Origin of the sequence: Streptomyces coelicoflavus, from assembly GCF_003112555.1 — a bacterium.
Lineage (GTDB): Bacteria > Actinomycetota > Actinomycetes > Streptomycetales > Streptomycetaceae > Streptomyces > Streptomyces coelicoflavus.
Genome location: NZ_BEWB01000008.1, coordinates 294,901 through 316,523 on the forward strand (window position 1 = coordinate 294,901; position 21,623 = coordinate 316,523).

Here is a 21,623-nt window from a genome sequence, read left to right on the forward strand (position 1 = left end):
AAGCGGCGCAGACGGTCACCCGTTCTGCGCTCGGCCGAAGCCGCGCAGGCGGGCGGAGAGGTGGTCGGCCGCGCCGTCCATCAGGGTGTCGGCGATCGCCTCCACCGTGCGGGCTCGCCACGGGTGCAGCCCGGTGTCCGCGACCACCTGGTTGAAGGCGCCCATCGCGGGGCCGCAGTGCACCAGGTAGTCCACCCGGGACCGCTGGTCACCGCTCACGGCGAGGCGGAATCCGCGCGTGAAGTAGCCGCGGAACACGGCCGCCAGCTGCTGCTCGGGCGTGCTGCCCGCCGCTGCGGGGGCGGGAGCCTCGCCACCCAGGTACCGGTCGAGGACCTGGGTCCTGGTCTCGTCGTCCAGTTCGGCGAGCGAACCGTGCCGGCGCCACAGCTCGTGCAGCCGCGACGCGCGGGCCGGGAAGAACAGCCCCCGCTTGAGGTAGCGGGCCTGGACGCCGAGGTCGAACAGCTCGGCCCAGGGCGCGGTGTCCACGTCGTACTCGCGGGCCTCCTGGATGATGTCCTTCACCTCCGCGCTGGTGGCGGCTTCCACGGAGCACTGGTTGACCGAGCCGGTCAGGACGAATTCGGCGCCGAGCAGGAACGCGGCCCCGGCCGCCTCGGGCGTGCCGATGCCGCCCGCGCACCCCACGTGCACCCGGTGGCCGCCCGTCGCGGTCGTGTCGCGCAGCCGCAGCACGGCGGGCAGCAGGGTGAGCAGATCGGCCGTGCCGCTCAGCCAGCCGCCGTCGGCCTCCACACACAGGTCGTCCGCCATCGGCCGGCCGGCCGCGGCGCGGGCCTCCTCCGCGGTGACCTCGCCCGCCTCCAGCAGCCGGGCCACCAGCCGCTCCGGCGGCGGGGCGAGGAACTCGGCGGCCACGTCCGTGCGGGACACCTTGGCGATGATCCGGCCGCCCTTGAGGCGGAAGCGGACCAGCGCGGGAGTGATCAGCGGGAAGCCGGACGCCTCGACCAGGTCGAGGCCGTGCCGCAGGAGCAGGTCCACCAGGGCCGACTCCTCCTCGGGGGCTCCGTGCCGGTACAGCAGGTTGACGCCGAAGGAGCCGCCCAGGCCCAGCTCCCCGGCCAGGTCGCGCAGCCTGTCGTCCACCTCGTCGAGGGGCAGGCCACCGGTCCCCAGGAAGCCGAGCAGCCCGGCCTTGGCCGCCGCGCCCAGCATCTCGCGGCCGGAGATGCCGCCGTACAGGGCGCCCAGCAGGTACGCGCGCCGCAGGCCGTACCGCTCGCGGAAGGTCGCGGCGCCGAGGGAGTCGGCCGTCGGGGCGGCAGAGGACACGGGCTGTGCGGCGGACGGCGGCCGGGGTGCGGCCAGTGGCTCTCCGGACCGCTCCTCCACCACCGGCGCGGGCAGCGGCTCGACGGGCCGCTCCTCCACCACCGGCGCGGGCAGCGGCTCCGCGTTCTTCCTGATCTTGGCGACCAGATTGGTCAGGACCCGGCCCGGGCCCAGCTCGACGAACTCGAAGTCGCCGTGGCCCATCAGCCGGCGCACCGTGTCGGTCCAGCGGACCGGGGAGGCGATCTGCGCGGTCAGGGTCGCCTTGACGGTGCCGGGGGCGTACGGCTGCGCGTCCACGTTGGCCAGCACCGGGACGGCCGGGTCGCGCAGGGTGAAGCCGTCCAGGAAGCGGGCGAACTCCGTGGCGGTGTCACGCATGTGGCGGGAGTGGAAGGGTGCGCTGACGTTGAGCCGGACCGCGCGGACACCGGCCGACTCGAAGGCGTCGCGGGCGGCGTCGACGCGCTCGGCCGGACCGGACAGGACGAACTGGTCGGGCGCGTTGTAGTTGGCCAGGTCGAGCTCGTCGATGCCGGAGTCGGCGAGGACCCGCAGCACGGTCGCCTCGTCGCAGCCGACCACCGCGGCCATCCCGCCACCGCCGGCCTCCGCCATCAGGGCGCCGCGCCGCTGCACCAACCGCAGCCCGGTCTCGAAGTCGAAGACGCCGGCGGCGAACAGGGCGGCGTACTCGCCCAGGCTGTGGCCGATCAGGTAGTCGGCCGGCTCGGCGTCCTCGGCGAGCCGGTCGAGGTGGGTCAGGGCGCTGACGACGTAGAGCGCCGGCTGGGTGTACTCGGTACGGCCCAGGCGGCGCTCCGGGTCGTGGACGCAGAGTTCCTCGATCGAGTAGCCGAGCACGCGGTCGGCGATCGCGGTCTCCCGCGGGTACCTGGTGAACAGCTCCTTGCCCATCCCCCGCTGCTGGGACCCCTGACCTGGGAAACCGTAGACCTTCATGCCGTGTGCCTTCCTTGCCGTCTTCGCTGTCACCGGAGTCGGACGTGTAGGTGTGACCGCGGTGGTGGAGGGGGACGATGCCGGTGCCGCCAGTGCCCGGGCCCGTTCCAGGGACCGTGGGTCGTGGCCGAACGGGCTGAGCAGCGGCAGCGAACGGGAGCGGTCGCCCGCCGGGAGATTGCCGCGGACGAAGTTGTGCAGGGTGCCCGAGGGGCCCAGGTCGAGGTAGAGGAAGTCGCCGCGGGCCCGCATCGCGGCCATGGCCCGCTCGAACTCGATGGGTCTGCGGGCGACCTGCCAGAAGTGGCCGGCGCCGGGCCGCTCGACGAGCCGTCCGTCCACGCACGACACCCAGGGGATGCGCGGTGGGGCGAAGGTCACCCCGTCGAAGGCGGCCCGGCACTCGGCGAGGACGCCGTCCATCAGGCTGGAGTGGTAGGCGTACTCGACCGGCACCCGCTGGTGCAGCACGTCGGCCGCGCGCAGGGTGGCCTCGGCCCGGTCCAGGTCCGCGTCGGCGCCCGCGACCACGATGTGACCGGGGTAGTTGCGGGCGGCGACCTCGCAGCCGGGCAGCGCGGGGAGCCGGTCGCGGCCGTCCGGGCGGGTGATGACCGCGAGCATCCCGCCGCGCGGGCCCGCGTGCAGGCCGTCCGCCTGCCGGACCAGCAGCCGCAGGCACGTCTCGGCGTCGATGCTGCCGGAGACGACCGCGGCCGCGTACTCGCCGAGGCTGGAGCCGAGCAGGTAGTCCGGCTCGATGCCCTTCGCGCGCAGGGTCTCGGCCAGCGCGAGTTCGATCATGACGATCGCCGGGTGGGTGAGCCGTGTGTCGACGAAGGGCTCGTTCTTGCGCCGCTCCGGGTCGAGGATCCGGGCCAGGACCGACTCCCCCAGCAGCCCGGCGGCGACGGCGTCGTACCGCAGCAGGGCCGTGCGGAACACCTCGTCGGACTCGTGGAGCTCCTGGCCCATGCGGTAGTACTGCGAGCCCTGCCCGGAGAACATGAAGACCACGGGCAGGCGCCCCGTGGGCGCCTCGGTCGCGGGGAGCGTCCCGTTGGCCGCGGTCATCGGTACGTGTCCCAGAACAGGTCGGCCGCCGCCGACGGTGCGGGTGCGCCGGGCGCCTCGGAGGCGGTGCCCCGGATGACGACCGTGTGCTCCGACGAGGGCTGCGGCAGCGCCGACCGGGCGGGGTGGTGGTCCGCCGGGGCCGGGGCGAGCAGCAGGTGGGCGTTGGTGCCGCCGTCGGCGAAGCAGTTGAGCGCGGCCCGGTCCGCGCCCGCGGACCACGGGTGGGGCTCTCTCGGGAAGTACATCGCGGAGGCGTCCAGGTCGAAGTGCGGCAGGGGCTGCTGTCCGGAACGGAACGGGACCTGCTGCCGGTGGTGGAGCATCAGGGCGACCTTGATGAACGCGGCGATGCCCTCCGCGGCCAGCGGATGACCGATGTTCGGCTTCACCGATCCGAGCGCGAGCGGCGTGGAACGGTCCGGGCCGGCGCCGTAGACGCCCTCGATCGCCTTCAGTTCGAGCAGGTCGGTGACGGTCGAGCCGGAGGCGTTGGTCTCCACCCAGCCGACGTCGCGCGGCGCGCGGCCGCTGAGCGCCAGCGCCTCGGCCATCACGTCCTTCTGCGCCCTCAGGTTGGGGGTGGCGGGTCCGGCGGTGCGGCCGTCGTTGTTGACCGCGATGCCCTCCAGTACGGCGAGCACCCGGTCGCCGTCCGCCTGGGCCCGGTCCAGCGGCTTGAGGACGACGACGCCGACGCCCTCGCCGAGGACCAGGCCGGCCGCCCGGCCGTCGAACGCGTGGAACTCCGGGCCGGGGTTGAGCAGCCCGCGCTGCCCGAACACCCGGTGCGCACGGTCGTCCGCGAGCAGGCTCACACCGGCGACGACGGCCGACTCGACGGTACTCGCGCGCAGGGCCTGGACGGCCGTCTCCATCGCCACCAGGGCGGAGGAGCAGGCGGTGTCCACCACCAGGCTCGGGCCCTGGAAGTCGAAGAACTGGGAGATGTTGGCCGCGAGGTAGTTCTGGCCGGTGACCACGACCGGGTTCTTGGCCAGCTCCAGGGCCGCCGGGTCGGGGGTGTGGGTGGCCCGGCCGCCGACGTACACGCCGACCCTGCGGCCCTTGAGGTCCGCCGGGTGGTAACCGGCGTGGTGCACCGCCCTGTCGACCTCCTCCAGCAGGAGCAGCGCCTGCGGGTCCATCGCCTTGACGTCCGCCTCGGACAGCAGGAACCGCTCGGGCGCGAACCGCAGCACCTCCGGCAGCAGTCCGGCGTGGTAGCCGAGGGAGCGGCCGAAGCGGGAGTCCGGGAGAGGACGCAGCGCGCTACGGCCGTCCCGCAGCAGCTCCCAGTAGGCGTCGGCGGAGTCGGCGTCGGGGAAGCGGCAGGAGAGGCCGACCACGGCCACGTCGCCGGCTCGCGGGGCGGACGCGGACGCGGGGGCGGGGGCGGGGGCGGTGGAGGGGGCGTCGAAGGCCCAGACGGGTGCCGGGGCCGCGGTCACCGGCGGTACCTCGGCACCTGTCCGCGCCTCGGGGGCCGTGCCGCCGGTCTCCGTGTCGCCGGTCTCCGTGTCGCCGAATTGCGCGAGCAGCTCCGTCCGGTGCTCCTCACCGAGATACGAGGCGAAGCCGTCCACCGTCGGGTGTTCCAGCAGGGCCGACGGGTCGACCGAGACGTCCAGGCGCTGGGCCACGGTCTGGACGAGCTGGGAGACCATGATCGAGTCCATGCCGTAGTCATGGACCGGGACGTCCCCGGCCAGCTTGGCACGGTCGAAGCGCAGTTCCGCGGCGAGCCGGTCGAGCAGCCAGGAGGCCACCGCCTCGACGGCGGCGCGCACGTCCGCGCCCGCACCGACCGCTGACCGTGGCGCGGCGGCCGCTGCCGCGGACGGTGCGGCGGGCGCGGCGGCCGGTGCGGCGGGCGCGGCGTCCAGGCGCCGGGCCGTCAGGCGTTCGGCACTGAACTCGGCGCCGGGGCGCGCCAGTACGGGCATCACGACGCGGGCGCCGCTCTCCAGTGCCCGGTCGAGCAGGGCCAGCCCCTGCGCGTCGGTGAGCGAGGCGAGGCCGGATGCCTGGTAGGCGGCGCTGCGGGCCTCCCCCATACCGGTGTCCTTCCAGCTCGGCCACTGCACGCTGAGCAGCGGCAGACCGTACGGGCGTGCCTCGGCCACCGCGTCCAGGTAGGCGTTGGCCATCGCATAGTCGCTCTGGCCGACCGCGAGGGCGGGAACGGCGGCGGCGACCGACGAGTACAGCACGAACAGACCGAGCGGCTCGTCCCGGAAGCACTCCAGCAGGGCGTCCAGGCCGAACACCTTCGGCGCGAGGACACGGGCGACGCCGGTCTGCGGCTTGCGGACGAACGCCGGGTTCTCGAAGTCGGTGAAGCCCGCGCTGTGGATCACGCCGCCGACCGGGCCCAGCCGCAGCCTGACGTCGGCGAGGACCTTGGCGAGCGCCTCCTTCTCGTCCAGAGGGACCGCGACGGCTTCGAGTTCGACGCCCTGGGCGGCCAGTTCGGCCAGCGGGCGCAGCTTGCGGCCCAGCGGGCCGTCCTCGGCGATGTGCGCGGCCCAGTCCGCGCGCGGCGGCAGCTCCTCGCGGCCGGTGAGGACCAGCTTGCGCACGCCGTACCGGGAGACGAAGTGGCGTGCGGTGAGCAGCCCGAGGCCGCGCGTGCCACCGGTCACCCACAGCACGTGGTCCGCCGGGAAGCCGAGCCCGGCGCGCTCTGCCCGCGGGGGCTCGGCGAGCGTCGCCAGGTGGCGCACTCCCCCGCGGTAGGCGACCTCGGCGGGCTCGCCGTCGGCGGACAGCTCCTCGGTGATCCAGCGGCACAGCTGCTCGTCGGTCGCTGCGCCGTCGGTCTCCACGTGGCGGGAGCGGACGTGGCGGTACTCGCTCTGAAGCATCCGGTACAGACCCACCCGGGCCGCTCCGCCGAGGGCGGGCGCGCCGCGCGAGACGAGCAGGGCGCGCAGGTCGCGGCGGCCGAGGTCGACCAGGTGCTGGAGCCAGCGCAGCCAGGAGGGCAGTGCGGTGTGCGGCGGCGGCAGCACGGGTCCGGTGCAGCCGGCCAGGTCGACGACGGCGTCGAAGCGGTCCCAGCGGGTCCCGGCGTCGGTGAGTTCGGCGTCGATCCGGTCGGCGGTGAGCACCTCGGCGGCCGGCAGCACCGCCGCGAGCCGGGCGGCCAGCGCCTCGGTACCGGGTGCGGCGAGTACGGCGGTCAGGGCGGGCGGGGCCGAACGGGGCCCGGCCGGGGCGGGGCGCCACTGCCGGGTCAACAGCAGTCCCTCGGGGTCGTGCCGGTCGCCGCGGGCGCCGTGGCCCGCGTCGGGCGCGTCGAGGTCGGCGCCGTGCCCACCCCGGCCGCCACCGAGCGCGTCGCGTCCGACACCGTGCGCGTCGCGTCCGGCACCGAGGGCGGTCAGTTCGGCGTCGGCCGCGGCCAGCCAGACCCGGTCGCCCTCGAAGGGGTAGCCGGGCAGCGCCACCCGGGCGGGCCGGCCTCCGGGGTGCAGGGCGGGCCAGTCGACCTGCTGGCCGCCGGTCCAGGCGGTGCCGTACGCGGCGGGTTCGGCGGGGAGCGGCTCGCCCGCGGCGGGCCGGCGCGGGTCGACCACGCCGGTCCAGCTGCCGTCCGGGGTGTCGCCTGCCGCGAACTCGTCCAGGCGGGCGCACAGTTCGGGCAGGTCGTGGAAGAGCACGGCCAGCCGGTGGGCCATCGCCTCCCGGCCCGTCTGCAGGGTCCAGGCGACCTGCGCGGGGGTCACGGCGGTGTCGTCCCCGGCGCGCAGGTGGCCGGCGAGCCGCCGGGCCTGCGCGGTGAGCCGGCCGGCGTCCCGCGCGGAGAGCACCGCCAGTTGGGGACCTGCCGGGCCGGCGTCGGCAACGGCGCCGTCGCCGACGTACTCCTGGAGGATGATGTGGGCGTTCGTGCCGCCCGCGCCGAAGGAGCTCACGCCCGCCGTCCTCGGCCGGACCCGGCCGTCCGCCAGGACGCGGCGGGGCCAGGGCGCCCGCTCGCGCTGGACCTCGAACGGGGTCGCCGTGAAGTCGATGTTCGGATTGAGCCGGTCCGCGTGCAGGGACGGCACCAGCTCGCCGTGCCGCATCTGGAGCAGCACCTTGGTGATCGCGGCGATGCCGGCCGCCGACTCGGCGTGCCCGATGTTGGACTTGACCGAGCCGATCGGCAGCCGCTCGGGCGGCTCCTCGCCGAAGGCCCGCAGCATGCCGGTGATCTCCACCGGGTCGCCGAGCGCCGTGCCGGTGCCGTGCGCCTCCAGGTAGTCGAGGTCGGCGGGCGCGAGCCCGCCCCGCTCCAGCGCCGTGCGCACCAGCTCGCCCTGGGCCTTGGGGTTGGGGACGCTGTAACCGGCGCCCGCGCCGCCGTGGTTGACGGCGGACGCCTTCACCACGGCGAGGATCCGGTCGCCGTCGGCGAGGGCCGCGTCCAGGCGCTTGAGCAGGACGGCGCCCGAGCCCTCGGCGGGCACGTACCCGGTGCCGCCCTCGCCGAAGCTGCGGCAGCGCCCGTCCTCGGCGAGGAAGCCGCGCTGGGCGAGCTGGAGGAACTTGACCGGGTGGCTGGAGATGTTGACCCCGCCGGCCACGGCGACGTCGCAGTCGCCGTTGCGGATGGCGAGGCAGGCCTGGTGGATGGTGACCAGCGACGAGGAGCACATGGTGTCCAGGCCGACGCTGGGTCCGGTGAAGTCGAAGAAGTACGACACCCTGTTGGCCACCGAGGCGTACGACGAGGAGGTCGCGAAGCCCTCGCCGTGCAGCGCCTCCTGGACGCCGTACAGCTGGTAGTGGCCGTACATCATGCCGACGAACACGCCGGTGCGGGCGCCGCGCAGTTGCTCGCGGGTGTATCCGGCGTCCTCCATCAGGTGCCAGACGGTCTCCAGGAACACCCGCTCCTGCGGGTCGGTGTGCTCCGCCTCGATCTGCGACATCCGGAAGAACAGCGGGTCGAAGCGGTCGGCGCCGGGTACGAAGCCGCCCCATTTGCCGTAGGTCTTGCCCGTGGCGGACTTGTCCGGGTCGTAGAACCGGCCGTGGTCCCAGCGGTCGGCGGGGATCTCCTCGACGCTGTCCCGGCCGGCGCGCAGGTTGCGCCAGTACTCGGTGACGTCGTCGGCCTGGGGGTAGCGGCCCGCGACGCCGATGATGGCGATGGCGTCGTCCCGCTGAGCGGGTGCGGCGGGCGCGGCCTGCTCGGCCGGCTGCGTCGGACGCACCGTCGCCGCGGGGGCGGTGGTCTCGCGGGCAGGGGTTTCGGGGGCAGGGGTTTCGGCAGCGGTGGTTTCGGGGGCGGTGGCCGGGAACGCGCCGGGGTGGGCCCCGGCCAGGTGGCCGGCGAGGTCGCGGACGGTCACGTACTCGAAGAGCAGGGTCTTCGACAGCGGGCCGACGTGTTCCTCCAGGCGGCGGATGAGACTCATGGTGATGAGCGAGTCCACGCCGTACCGGTCGAAGGGCTCGGCGACGGCGATCTCCGCCTCGGGCAGTTTCAGCTCCTCGGCGAGCAGCCTCAGGACCAGTTCCTCCGCGCGCTCGTGCGATCCGGGCGCGGCGGCGGACGCGTCCTTGTGCGGCTCGGCGCCTTCGAGGGCCTGGAGGATGCGGTCGGGGTCGCCGGCGGCCAGGAGCAGGCGGGGCGCGGTGTGGGCGAGGGCACGGTCCAGGGCCGTCAGGGCGGGGGCGGTGCGCAGCGGGCGCAGGCCGAGCGCACGCTCCATGTAGGCCTCGGCGTCGGCGTCGACGCGCATCCCGCCCTCGGCCCACACGGGCCAGGCGGCCGCGAGGGTCCTGCCGTGCCGGGCGCCTTCCCGGCGACGCCGCTCGCGCTCCTCGGCGAAGTGGTCGAGGAAGGCGTTGGCGAAGGCGTAGTCGCTCTGACCGGCGTTGCCGAAGGCCGCGGCCGCCGAGGAGAACGTGACGAAGTAGTCCAGCGGTTCGTCCGCCGTCGCCTCGTCGAGCAGTACGGTGCCGTGCACCTTCGCGGCGAGGACGGCGTCCGCGTCCGCACGCTGCTTGGTGCGTATGAGGCCGTCCCGCAGGACGCCGGCCGCGTGCACGACTCCGGAGACCGAGCCGTGCGTCCGGCGGGCCTCGGCCACCAGGTCGCGTACGGCGGCCGGGTCGGTGACGTCGGCGAGCACCACCCGGGCGCCGAGGGCGTCCACGCGGGCCCGGGTCCCGGGGCCGGGGGCGGTGCGCGCGGCGAGCACGATGCCGCCGCCGGTGACACCGGCGGCCCGCCGCGCGGCGGCGATGTGCTCGGCGACGAGGAGGCCCAGGGCGCCGGTGCCGCCGGTGACGATGTGCGCGCCGGCACCGGTGAACGCGGTGCCCGGCGCGGGCGGGAGGCTCACTCCCCGCCAGGCCGGGCGGGCCCGGCCCGCCGTGTCCTCGCGCACCTGGGGGCCGCCGTCCGTGCCGAGTTCGGCGACGACGGCCTCGGCGAGCGGGCGGCCCGGAGCGACGGCCAGCACGCCGAGGGCGACCGACGGCTGCTCCAGGCGCACGGTGCGCGCGAAGGCGGCCATCGCCGGCTGGGCGGGCGACGGGGCCGGCTCGGGGTGGACGTACAGGTAGCGCAGCGCGTCACGGCGTTCGCGCTGCCAGGCCCGCAGGAGGGCCAGGGCCGCGTGGAAGCCGTGTTCCACGGAGTCGCGGGCGGTGCGGTCGCCTCCGGCCAGGTGGACGACGTGGACGGGGCCGGCTCCGGCGGCGCGCACGGCGGCCTCGGCGTCGAAGCCGCTGCCGCTGCCGCCACCGCTGTCACTGTCGCTGTCGCTGTCGCTGTCGCTGCTGCCGAGCGGGACACGGCGGACATCGGCGCCCGCCGCCGTGAGGGCGGCGGCCACGTCGGCGGCGTCGGCGGAGTCGGGGTCCAGCAGCAGGACCCGTGCGGCCGCCGGGAGTTGACCGTGCGGAGCGGGCGCGGCCGTCCAGACGGGCTCGAAGGCGTGGACGACGTCGGCGGCGGGCACGGTCCCCGTCCCGTGCGCGGAGGCGGTGTCCGCCGCTCGCGTGGCGTCCGTCGGGCGCACCGCCCTCAGGGTGAAGGACTCCAGCGTGGCGGCCACCTGACCGTTCTCGTCGAGCAGGGCGACGTCGAAGGCGAGGGAGCCCGCCGGGGCGGGGCGCCGGGCCGGCGTGGCGTACGCGTAACCCCGCTCGGGCAGGGGGGCGTGCAGCCGGGCCGAGCCCAGGGAGAACGGCAGGTACGGTGCGGGGCCCGCCGGGTCCCCAGCGCCCGGGACGAGCCGGCCCGCGGTCTGCAGGGCGGCGTCCAGCAGCGACGGGTGGAAGGCGTAGGCGCCGGCGTCCGCGCGCTGCGGTTCCGGCAGGCGCAGCGTCGCCAGTGCTTCGCCGGGGCCCTGGGCGATCTCCTCGATCACCCGGAAGGCGGGACCGTACGCGAAGCCGAGCCGTACGAAGCCGTCGTAGCAGTCGGTGCCCGCCTCGACGCGGGTGCAGCGGGCGCGTACGTCCGCCGGGTCGACGGGCGCGGGCCGGGGGCCGGGGTCGTCGAAGCGCAGGGTGCCGCCGGCGTGCACCGGCGCGTCCTCGGCGGTGCCGCGCACCTCGAAGGCGGCGCGGGAGCGGTCGCCGGTGACGCGGACCAGCAGCGGGTGCCCGGTGTGGCCGGAGGCGAGCCGGACCGGCGCCGCCCACACGAGGTCGTCGACGCCGCGCACCGGGGCTCCCCCGGCGGCGAGTTCGCCCGACAGGCGGCCCATCTCCAGGTGGGCGACGCCGGGCAGCACCAGGTCGCCGCCGACGACGTGGTCGCGCAGGAAGAACTCCTCACCCGTCAGCGTCTTGGTGAACCGCTGCTCGCCGAAGGTGGAGACGTTGGCATCCAGGAGGGTGGGGTGCAGACGGGGGCCCGGCTCCGCGGGGCGCTCGCCGGGGGCGACCCAGTGCCGGGGCCCGGCGAACGGGTAGGCGGGCAGGTGGACGCGGCGCCGGACGGTGCCCGCGTGCAGGGTCCGCCAGTCGACGTCGGCGCCGTGCAGCCAGGCGGCGGCCAGGGCGTCGAGGTCGTGCCGGTCCGGGGAGACGGGGTCGCCCGCCGGAGGGGCCGACACCTGGGCGGTGCGCACGGCGGAGGGGCGCCCGGCCAGGTGCGCGGTGAGTTCGGCGCGCAGGGCCGCGGTGCCGTCGGCGACGACGGCGAGCCGGTGCGGCATCGGCTCCCGGCCCGTCTGCAGGGTGTGGGCGAGGTCCCCGGCCGGGACGTCCTGGCGTCCGAGGTGGTCGGCGAGGCGGGCGGCCGAGCGCCGGAGCGCGTCGCCGTCGCGGGCCGAGAGCACGAAGACCTGCTGGGCCGCGGGCTCGTCGCGGTTGTCCGGCATGCGGGGTTCCTCCAACACGATGTGCGCGCCCGCCCCGCCGAAGCCGAAGGAGCTGACGCCGCCCCGGCGAGGCAGTTCGGTTCCGTGCGCGTCCCGGGGGCGCGGCCAGGGCCGGGCGGTTCCGGCGACCTCGAAGGGGCCGCCGTCGAGTTCCAGATAGGGGTTCTGCTCGCGGAAGTGCAGGCTGGCCGGGATGGTGCCGTGCCGCATCGACAGGACCGCCTTGAAGAGTCCGGCGACACCCGCGGCGGCCTCCAGGTGGCCGATGTTCGTCTTGACCGAGCCGATGGCGCACGGGGCGGTCCCGCCGGGCGCGTCCTGCCCGTCCCGCAGCCGCCGGAAGGCGGTGCTCAGACCGGTGGTCTCGATCGGGTCGCCCAGGGCGGTGCCGGTGCCGTGCGCCTCGATGTAGCCGACGGTGTCGGGGTGGACGCCGGCCGCCCGGTACGCCTCGACCAGCAGGTCGGCCTGGGCGTCGGGGTCGGGGGCGGTGAGCGAGGTGGTCCGGCCGCCGTGGTTGAGGGCGACGGACTTGATCACGGCGTGTACGGCGTCGCCGTCGCGTTCGGCACGCTCGTGCGGCTTGAGCAGGACGACGCCCGCGCCCTCGCCGCGCACGTAGCCGTCGGCGCGGCTGTCGAAGGCCTTGCAGCGGCCGTCGGGACTGAGCATCTCGCCCTGGCTGAGCGCCTCGTAGACGCCCGGGTCCAGGATGAGGCTGACGCCGCCCGCGATGGCCAGGTCGCAGGTGCCGTCGCGCAGGGCGGCGCAGGCCTGGTGGACGGCGGTGAGGGAGCCGGAGCAGGCGGTGTCGACGGCGATGCTGGGACCGCGCAGGTCGAGCAGGTACGACACCCGGTTCGGGACGATCGACAGGGCGGCGCCGGTGAGGGTGTGGCCCTCGGTGGCGCGTCCGGCGGCCCGCTGCACCTCGTGGTAGTCGGAGTTGGTGACGGCGATGAACACGCCGACCCGCTTCCCGGCCAGCTCGGAGGGGCGGTACCCGGCGTCCTCGACGGCCTGCCAGACGGTTTCGAGCAGCAACCGCTGCTGCGGGTCCATCAGTTCGGCCTCTCGGGGCGAGATGCCGAAGAACGCGGCGTCGAACCGGTCCACGTCCGGGGCGAAGCCGCCCCAGCGGGAGCGCGAGCGCGGGTGGTCGCGCCAGTCCCAGCGGTCGGCGGGGATCTCGCCGACCAGGTCGTCGCCGGCGGCGAGGTGGTCCCAGAACTCCCCGAGGTCCATGGATCCGGGCAGTCGCCCGGCCATGCCGATGACGGCGACCTCGCGGTCGGCGGGGGCCACCGGGGTGCCGGTCCCGGCAGGGGCCCCGGACGTCCCGGACCCGGTGGGGGCCGTCGACGGCTCGGCCGTGGCGTCGAGTTCGGTGGCGGGTGTCCGCGGGGCCGTGCCGAAGTGGGCCGCCAGCGTGGTCGCGTGCTGCTCCCACAGGTGCTCGGCGAGCGCGTGCAGGGTGCCGCGGCGGTAGAAGAGGGTGGGGTACTCGGTGATGCCGTACGCCTTGCGCAGCTCGGCGCTGAGCGCGGTGAATCCGACGGAGTTCATGCCGGCCTCGCCGAGCGGCGTGTGCGCGCCGATGTCCTCGGGGCGCGCGTCCACCAGGGCGGCGACCATGCGCGCCAGCTCGGCGACGAGGGCCTGCGTGCGGCCGTCGGCGGAGCCTGCCGAGGCGCCGGAGTGGACCGCGGGCGGGGACCCGGCACCGACGCGGGCGCGCAGGTCGGCCAGGGGCAGCGCGGCCAGTGCGGTGCGGTCGGTCTTCCCGTTCAGGGTGCGCGGGAAGCCGGTCACCCGGACCAGGGCGTCGGGCACCATGTGGTCGGGCAGCCAGGCCGCCAGCCGGTCGCGGTCCGGCTCGGCCGCGCCGTCCTCGAGGACGTAGCAGGCGAGCAGGGTGTGCGAGCCGGCCGCCTGTCCACGGGCCACGACGACGGCCTCGCGGACGCCGTCGAGCCGGCGCAGGGTCGCCTCGATCTCCTCCAGCTCGACCCGGTAGCCGCGCACCTTGACCTGGGAGTCGAGCCGGCCGAGGTACTCGATCGTGCCGTCGGCGAGCCGTCGTACGAGGTCGCCCGTGCGGTACATGCGGGCCTCGGCGCGCGCGGCGAACGGGTCGGGCAGGAAACGCCGGGTCGTCAGGTCGGGGCGGCCGAGGTAGCCGTCTGCCACGCCGTCGCCGCCGATGTACAGCTCCCCGGCGACGGCGGTGGGGACGGGCCTGCCCGCGCTGTCGAGGACGTGCAGCGACGTGTTGGCGATCGGGGCGCCCAGGGTGACCCGGCCGCCCGGAGCCAGGCGGCTCGCCGCCGACCAGATGGTGGTCTCGGTGGGACCGTAGAGGTTCCACACCTGCCCGTTGCCCGCGAGGAGGGCCTCGGCCAGGTCGGCGGGCAGCGCCTCGCCGCCGCACAGCACCTTCAGCGCGGGGTCGCCCTGCCAGCCGGCGGCCAGCAGCATGCTCCAGGTGGCCGGGGTGGCCTGCACGACCGTGGGGCGGGCCCGTTCGAGGGCCTCGCGCAGCCGCAGCCCGTCGCGGGCGTCCTCGGCGGCGAGCACCTCCACCGTGCCGCCGGCGACCAACGGCAGGTACAGCTCCAGGCCGGAGATGTCGAAGCAGACGGTGGTGAGGGCCAGCAGGGTGTCGCCGGGCCCGAAGCCGGGTTCGCGGGCCATCGACCACAGGAAGTTGGTCAGCGCCCGGTGCGGCACCCGGACGCCCTTGGGACGGCCCGTGGAGCCCGAGGTGTAGATGACGTACGCGGCGTCGGACGGGCCTGCCGGGCCGGGCGAGGGCAGGGCCGGCGGCTGCTCGGTGGTGTCGACGACCAGCCGGGGCACGGCCGCGAGGGCGACGTCCGAGGCGGAGTGGGTGAGCAGCAGGTGCAGCCCGGCGTCCTCGGCCATGTAGGCGAGCCGGTCCTGCGGGTAGGCGGGGTCGAGCGGTACGTAGGCGGCGCCGGAGGCCTGGACGGCGAGGAGCGCCACCGGCAGGTCCTGGTCGCGCGGGAGCAGCACCCCGACGGTCCGGCCGCGGCCCGCTCCGGCGGCGGCGAGCCGGGCGGCGAGGGCGTCCACGCGCCGGACGAGTGCGCGGTACGTCAGTTCGGTGCCGGCGTGGCGGACCGCGACCGCGTCGGGCCGGGCGTCGGCCTGCCGTCGCACCAGTTCCCAGACCAGGGTGTCGGCCGGGTAGTCGACGGGGGCGGGCGGGGCGACGCGGGCCCGCTCGTCCTCCGTGAGCAGCTCCAGGTCGGCCACCGGGCTGCCGGGGCCCTCGACGGCGGCGGCGAGGAGGGTGGCGAAGTGGGTGCCGAGGCGCGCCACGGTCTCCTCGTCGAAGAGGTCGGGGTCGTACTTGAGCGTGTAGCGGCACCCCCGCTCCTCCTCGACGACCTCCAGGGTCAGGTCGAACTCGCCCTCCTGGTGCACCCCTTCGACCGGGCCGAGCACCACGGTGTCGCCGGACGCGTCGCGGCGGGCGGTGCGGGTCCAGTTCTGGAAGTAGAAGGCGACGTTGAAGGGGGCGCCGGCCTCGGGGTCCGCGCGGCGGAGGTCGTCGGCCAGGGTGATCAGCGGGTACGCGCTGTGTTCCAGGGCGTCCAGCACGGTGCGGTGGACGCGGCGGACCAGCCCGCGGAACTCCTCGGCGCCGTCGACGTGTTCGGCCAGCACCACCATGTTCATGAAGTAGCCGAACGTGTCGTCGAAGCCGCTCGCGGGGCGTCCGGCCGTCGGCGTGCCCACGGCGATGTCGGCCTGGTCGCCGTAGCGGTGCAGCAGCGTGAACCAGGCGGCGAGGACGACCCCGAACAGGGACGTCTGCTCGGCGCCGGCGAGCGCGCGGGCCCGGTCGGCGACCTCGGCGGGGATGTGCCCGTCCAGGCTGGCACCGTGGAAGCCGGGTACGGCCGGGCGGGGCCGGTCCAGCGGCAGCGGCACGGTGGTCCTGCGCCCGCGCAGCCGTTCGGTCCAGTACGCGCGCAGCCGCCGTCCCTCGGCCCCGGCGAGCAGCTCGCGCTGCCAGGCGGTGAAGTCGGCGTAGTCGCGGGCCGGGCGCTCGGTGGACAGGTCACGGCCTTCGAGGAGCGCGCGGTAGCCGCTTTCCAGCTCGCGCAGGAGCAGGGCGATGGAGACGCCGTCGAAGACCAGGTGGTGGAAGGTCAGCAGCAGCGCGTTGCGGCCGTCGCCCAGGGTGTAGAGGGTGGCGCGGACGAGGGGGCCGGCGGCGAGCTCGAAGGGGCGGCGCAGGTCGGCGCGCATCCGGTCGCGCAGCTCGGCGTCGCTCCTGGCGGTCAGGAAGACCTGCTGGAAGGGGAGTTCGGGCTCGGTCGCGATCCGGGCGTACGGCTCCTCGTCACCGGCGTGGACGGTGGCCCGCAGCTCGGCGTGCCGGTCGACGAGGTCCTGGAGGACGGCCCGCAGGGCGAGCACGTCGAGGCTGCGGTCGAGCCAGAGGGCGAGGGGCAGGTTGTAGGCGTAGGTGCCGGGCGCGATCTGTTCGATGACCCAGAGGGCGCGCTGGCCCTCGGACAGGGGGTGGCGGCTCTCCTCGCCGCCGGTGCGGGGGCGCAGGACTCGGGCCGCGGCCTCGGAGACCGGGGAGACGGCGGGCGGGACGGCCGGGAGGGTGGCCGGGACGGGTGCGGTGGGCGCCGGGACGGGTGCGGTGGATGTCGGGGCGGGAGTCCCGGGTGCCTCGGGCAGGGCGGTCCCGGCCGCGGCCCCGGCGAGCCAGTTGGCGGCCAGGTGGGCCGTCAGCTCGCGCAGGGTCGGCTGCTCGAAGAAGTCGCCGAGCGGTACGGCGACACCGAACTCCTCGTCCACGGCGGCGACGATCTTCATGCCGCTGAGCGAGTCGAAGCCGTAGTCGGCCAGCGGGCGGCCGGGGTCGATGCGCTCGTCCAGCTTGAGCACCCGCTCGACGAGGTCGCGCAGGCGCTCGGTCAGGACGTCGGTGGAGGCCGTCGCACCCGAGGGAAGCGGGGCGGGAGCGGAGGCGGAGGCGGAGACGGGCGCGGAGGCGGTGAGGGTGGCCGGGCCTGCCGTGGGCGCGGGCGCGGTCGGCAGGACCCCGTCGCTCTCCGCCACCAGGACGGTCTGGCCCAGCGCCGGGTCGCCGGCGCCCAGCGCGTGGACCGGGGCGTATCCCTCCTCGTGCAGAAGCCGGGTCCAGCCCTGCGGCGAGGCGAGCGGGGAGTCGGGCATGCGCAGGTCGCCGTCCTCGAAGGCCCACCAGCCTTCCAGGACACCGCCGCCGATGGTCAGCAGCGGTCGTACGGAGGTCAGTTCGTTGAGGACCAGCCAGCCTCCGGGGCGCAGCAGCGCCTTGGCCTTGCGCAGGGTGGCCCGCAGGTCGCTGGTGGCGTGCACGACGTTGGTGGCGACGACGAGGTCGGCGCAGGCCGGCTCGAACCCCTGTTCCGTCAGGCCGCGTTCGAGGTTGAGCACCTGGAAACGGGCGAAGTCGTAGCGTTCGGCGAAGCGTTCCCGGCCGTGCTCCAGGAAGCGCGGCGAGATGTCGGTGAAGGTGTATCCGACGCGCCCCGGGTGCGCGGCCAGCGCGGGCAGCACCCGCTCGCTGGTGGCGCCGGTGCCGGCGCCCAGTTCCACGACCTCGACCGTGCGGCCCCGCGGCAGCCGCGGCAGGCGCAGATCCAGGAAGTGGCGGACCGTGTCGTGGACCAGGAGGTTGAACGAGTCGGTGAGCGGGTTGCCCTTGTAGAAGTTCTGCACCAGCTTCATCGACGAGCCGGGGAACATGATCTCGGTGGCGCCCACCTCGCCGCGCAGGATGCGCGGGTACGCCTGGAGGAACAGGCGGTTGAGGGTGACCGTCGGCTCGATGTCCGGGTAGGCCGCCGCGATCCGGTCGAACTCCGCCTCCCACCGGTCCGCGTGCGCGTTCGCGTCTACGCCGTCGACCGCCGGGGCGGCGGCGACCAGGTCGCCGTCGCGGGTCAGGAAGCCGGCGTCGGCCAGGATGTTGAGCAGGGCCTCGTGCAGCCGCCGGAAGCGGTCGAGGATGCCGAGGCGGCCGCGCAGCTCCTCCGCGCCGTGCCGTTCGCCGGAGCGCCGGAAGGCTCCCATGCGCTGGTAGACGCCGAGCAGCATGGGCGCGGAGACGGCCTCCAGCTCCTCGTACCCGGTGAGGACGCGGCGGGCGGCCGGGCCGGCGGCGGTGCCGGTGCCGAGGTGTCCGGCCGCGGCGGCCAGGGCGGCCGGGTGGCCGCCGCCGAGGACCTCGCCGTCCAGGGCCGGGTCGTGGCCCATGGCCTCCAGGGCCCGGCGCCCGGCGCTGATCGGCATGACCTGCGGCAGCCCGCTGCCGAGGATGCGGTGGACGGCGGCGATGCCCGCGGCGGGGCTGAAGCCGCTGATGCCGAGCCCGGCGAAGATGTCGGCGAGTCCGGGCTGGGCGCCGGAGCCGACCGGGCCCCAGTAGCCCTGGTTGACGACGGTCACCGGATACGGCAGCCGGTCGCGCAGGAACCGCGCGTAGGCGTCCTCGGTGGCGGAGGCGCAGATGTAGGCGCCGTTGCCGGCGAAGCTGCCGAAGGAGCCGGCGGAGGAGAAGTAGACCAGGAAGTCGAGGTCCTGGCCGTCGACGGCGGCGGCGAGCGCGGCGGCGCCCCGGGTCTTGACGCGGGTCGCGGCGGTGAAGGTCTCCTCGTCGAGATCGGCCAGGGCGTGGTTGTCGAACACCATCGCGGCGTGCACGACCCCGTGCAGGGCGCCGAAGCGGCGGTGCGCCTCGGCGACGGCGGCGGCGAGGTCGGCGGTGGCGCAGGCGTCGCCGCGGACGTGGGCGACGTCGCCGCCGAGGGCGCGGATCTCCTCGGCGGCGGCGCGCTGTTCGGGGCCCAGGTCACCTCGGCTGAACCACACCAGCCGGGCCCGGTGGCGCTCGGCGAGGTGTCGGCTGAGTTCCTGGGCGATGCCGCCGGTGCCGCCGACGAGCAGGTAGACGCCGCCGTCCCGGAAGACGGGGCCGGGCGCGGGCAGGGCGACGCGGCCGAGGCGGCGGACGTAGCGGGCGCCGCCGCGCAGGGCGACGGTGCGGCCGGTGGCGTCGGTGGGCGCGGCGAGGATCGCGTCGGCCAGGGCGGCGGTCGCGTCCTCGTCCGTGAGGTCGGCCGAGGCGAAGTCGAGCCCGGCGACCCGGAGTTCGGGGCGTTCCCTGGTGACCACCTGGAGCAGGCCGTGCATGCCCGCGGCGAAGGGGTTGGCGACGGTGCCGCCCGCGACCGGGTGGACGTCGCTGGTGACCACGACGACGCGCGCGGCGCCGGTCGAGCGGACCAGGTGGAACAGGGAGAGGGTGCCGGTGCGCAGCTGCTCCGCGGCGAGGTCGGCGCCCAGGCCCTCGGCGATGCCGGTGCCGACGCCGCCGAGGTGGAGCACCAGGTCGGCTCCGTCGGTCCGCTCCAGCCAGGCGGACGGGGGGAGTTCGTCGATGCGGACCTGCTCCGGACGGCTCTCGGGGATGCGGGCCGAGATCGCCTCGGCGAGCCAGGCGGAGGCCTCGGTCACCAGGGCGACGACGCGGCCCGGGCGCGGGGCGGGGCCGGGCGCGGGTGCGTCGTCGCGCACCCACAAGGGCCGGTAGAAGCCGGGGAGCTGCTCCGCGGCGGCGTCGTCGGGCCCGGCCGACTGTGCGAGGGCGGTACGGGCCGGGGGCTCGGGGATCCAGTAGCGCTTGCGGGCGAAGGGGTACGTCGGCAGCTCGGTCCGGCGGGCCGCGGCGGGGGTCACCCGGGACCAGTCGACGTCGGCGCCGGCCAGCCAGTGCTCGGCCACCGCCACCAGGTCCCGCCGGGACAGCGCGGCCTCCAGGGCGTCGGCCTCGGTGCCGGTGAGGACGACCCGTGCCCGGGTGGCCCGGCCGGTGGCGATCCCGGCGCCGGCCGTGCCCTCGGCGTACGCCTCCAGCAGCGCGGCGGCGTCGGCCACCGAACCGACGGCCAGGGCCAGCCGGAACTCGTGCGGGGTACGGCCGGACTGGAGGGTGTGGGCGACGTCGGCGAGGCGGAGCGGACCCTCGGCCGGTCGGGAGGCGCCCGGGACACCGTCACCCGCCGTCCCCGCGACCGCGTCACGGGCAGACCCGGCGGCACCGTCGGCCCCGGCCTCCACCCCGGCCACCACCCCGGCCACCGCCTGCGCCATCGCGCCCAGCGTCCGTGCGGTGGGCACCGTCGCGGGCAGGGTGCCGTCCAGCGCCACCGTCAGCGACGCTTCCAGACGGGCGCGTTCGGGCACGCCGAAGCCGCAGTCGGCGAGGTCGGTGCCGAGGTCGAGGTCCTCCGCGGCCACGCCGACGGTTTCCGCGGCCAGGCGCAGGCACAGCCGCTGGGCGTCGCCCAGGGCGTCCCGTCCGGCGCCCGCCGGTTGCGCACCCGCGGTGGCGCGCAGGAACGCGGCGAGTTCGGTGGCGTACGCGCGCAGCCGGTCCTCGCTCTTGGCGGACAGGACGAGGAGCTGGTCGTCCGGGGCGACGGGCTCGGCCGGTGGTGTGCGGTACTCGTCCACGACCAGGCAGGCGTTGGCGCCGCCCCCGCCGAAGGAGCTGACGACCGCGCGCAGCGGCAGGTCTCCGTCCTCCCCGGCGGGCTCCCAGGGCCGCAGGGTCTGCTGCACCTCGAAGGGTGTGGTGCCGAAGTCGATGGCGGGATTGCGCCGGGCGGAGTTCAGCGAGGGCACCAGCGTGCGGTGGCGCAGCTGGAACAGCACCTTGGTCAGGCCCGCGACGCCGGCCGCCGACTCCAGGTGGCCGATGTTGGACTTGACGGAGCCGACCGCGACCGTGGGCCGCCCGGCCCGCTCGGCCGCGTCGACGCGCCCGCCGAAGGCCTCCACGAGCCCGGCGATCTCGATGGGGTCGCCGAGCGGGGTGCCGGTGCCGTGGGCCTCCACGTAGCCGACGCTGGACGGCTCGGCCTGGGCGCGGTGCAGGGCGGCGCGGATCACCTCGGCCTGCGCGGCGGCGCTCGGCACGGTGTAACCGCCGGTCTTGCCGCCCGCGTTGATGGCGGAGCCGCGGATCACACCGAGGACGCGGTCGCCGTCGGCGACGGCGTCCTTCAGGGGCCGCAGCAGTACGGCGCCCACGCCCTCGCCGTCGACGAACCCGTCGGCGTCCGCACCGAAGCTCTTGAGCCGGTCACCGCGCGAGATCATCCCGCGGTCGGCCAGCATGCGCAGGTGCATCGGGTGCAGGATCAGGTTGACGCCGCCGGCGATCGCGCTGTGGCACTCCCCCGACCTGATGCTCTCGCAGGCCAGGTGGATCGCGGTGAGCGAAGCCGAGCAGGCGGTGTCGACGGCGAGACTCGGGCCGGTGAAGTCGAAGGTGTACGAGACCCGGTTGGCGATCGACCAGTGGTTGGAGTGCGCGTCGGTGCGGACGCCGAGGGCGGTGGCCTCGCCGCCCATCCACTCGTAGTTGTTGTTCATGACGCCGGCGAAGACGCCGACCGGGCCCCGGGCGGCCAGGTCGGCGGCCGGGTGGCCGGCGTCGTCCAGGACTGCCGCGGCGGTCTGGAGGAACAGCCGTTCCTGCGGGTCCATCGCCTCCGCGTCGGCCGGCGATATCTGGAAGAAGAGCGGGTCGAACTTGTCGACGTCGTCGATGAATCCGGCCCATTTGCTGTAGCTGCCGCGCACTCCCGCCGGGTCGTGGTGGGCGTCGGCGTCCCAGCGGTCGGCGGGCACCTCACGGATGCCGGACCGGCCCGCGGCCAGGTTGTCCCACAGCTCGGCGGGGGTCCCGGCCAGCGGGTAGCGGCCGGCCACGCCCACGATCGCCACGCCGTCGCTCGCCGGGGCCGGGGCGGAGGCCCGGGCCAGCAGGTCCAGCAGCAGCTTTCGCTTGTCGTCCACAGTTGCTCTCTCTCACAGGTCTTCGGTCGGCCGCTGGGGGCCGGGGCGTCG

At 75.6% G+C, this 21,623-nt stretch carries 2 protein-coding genes; both read right to left on the reverse strand.

Annotated features, from left to right (window positions below):
- Positions 1–15 precede the first annotated feature (15 nt).
- On the reverse strand, positions 16–3,336 hold the full coding sequence (gene fabD, locus Sco07f_RS21030) for an ACP S-malonyltransferase (RefSeq protein WP_108988770.1): 3,321 nt from the start codon (positions 3,334–3,336) through the stop codon (positions 16–18).
- Positions 3,333–21,572, reverse strand: coding sequence for a non-ribosomal peptide synthetase (locus Sco07f_RS21035; RefSeq protein ID WP_159106964.1), 18,240 nt, complete (start codon positions 21,570–21,572; stop codon positions 3,333–3,335). The genes fabD and Sco07f_RS21035 overlap by 4 nt, the downstream gene beginning before the upstream one ends.
- Between the last annotated feature and the right edge of the window lie 51 nt (positions 21,573–21,623).

Coding starts and splice junctions, on each gene's coding strand:
- fabD (WP_108988770.1), bottom strand. CDS start 3,336: ATGACCGCGGCCAACGGGACGCTCCCCGCGACCGAGGCGCCCACGGGG.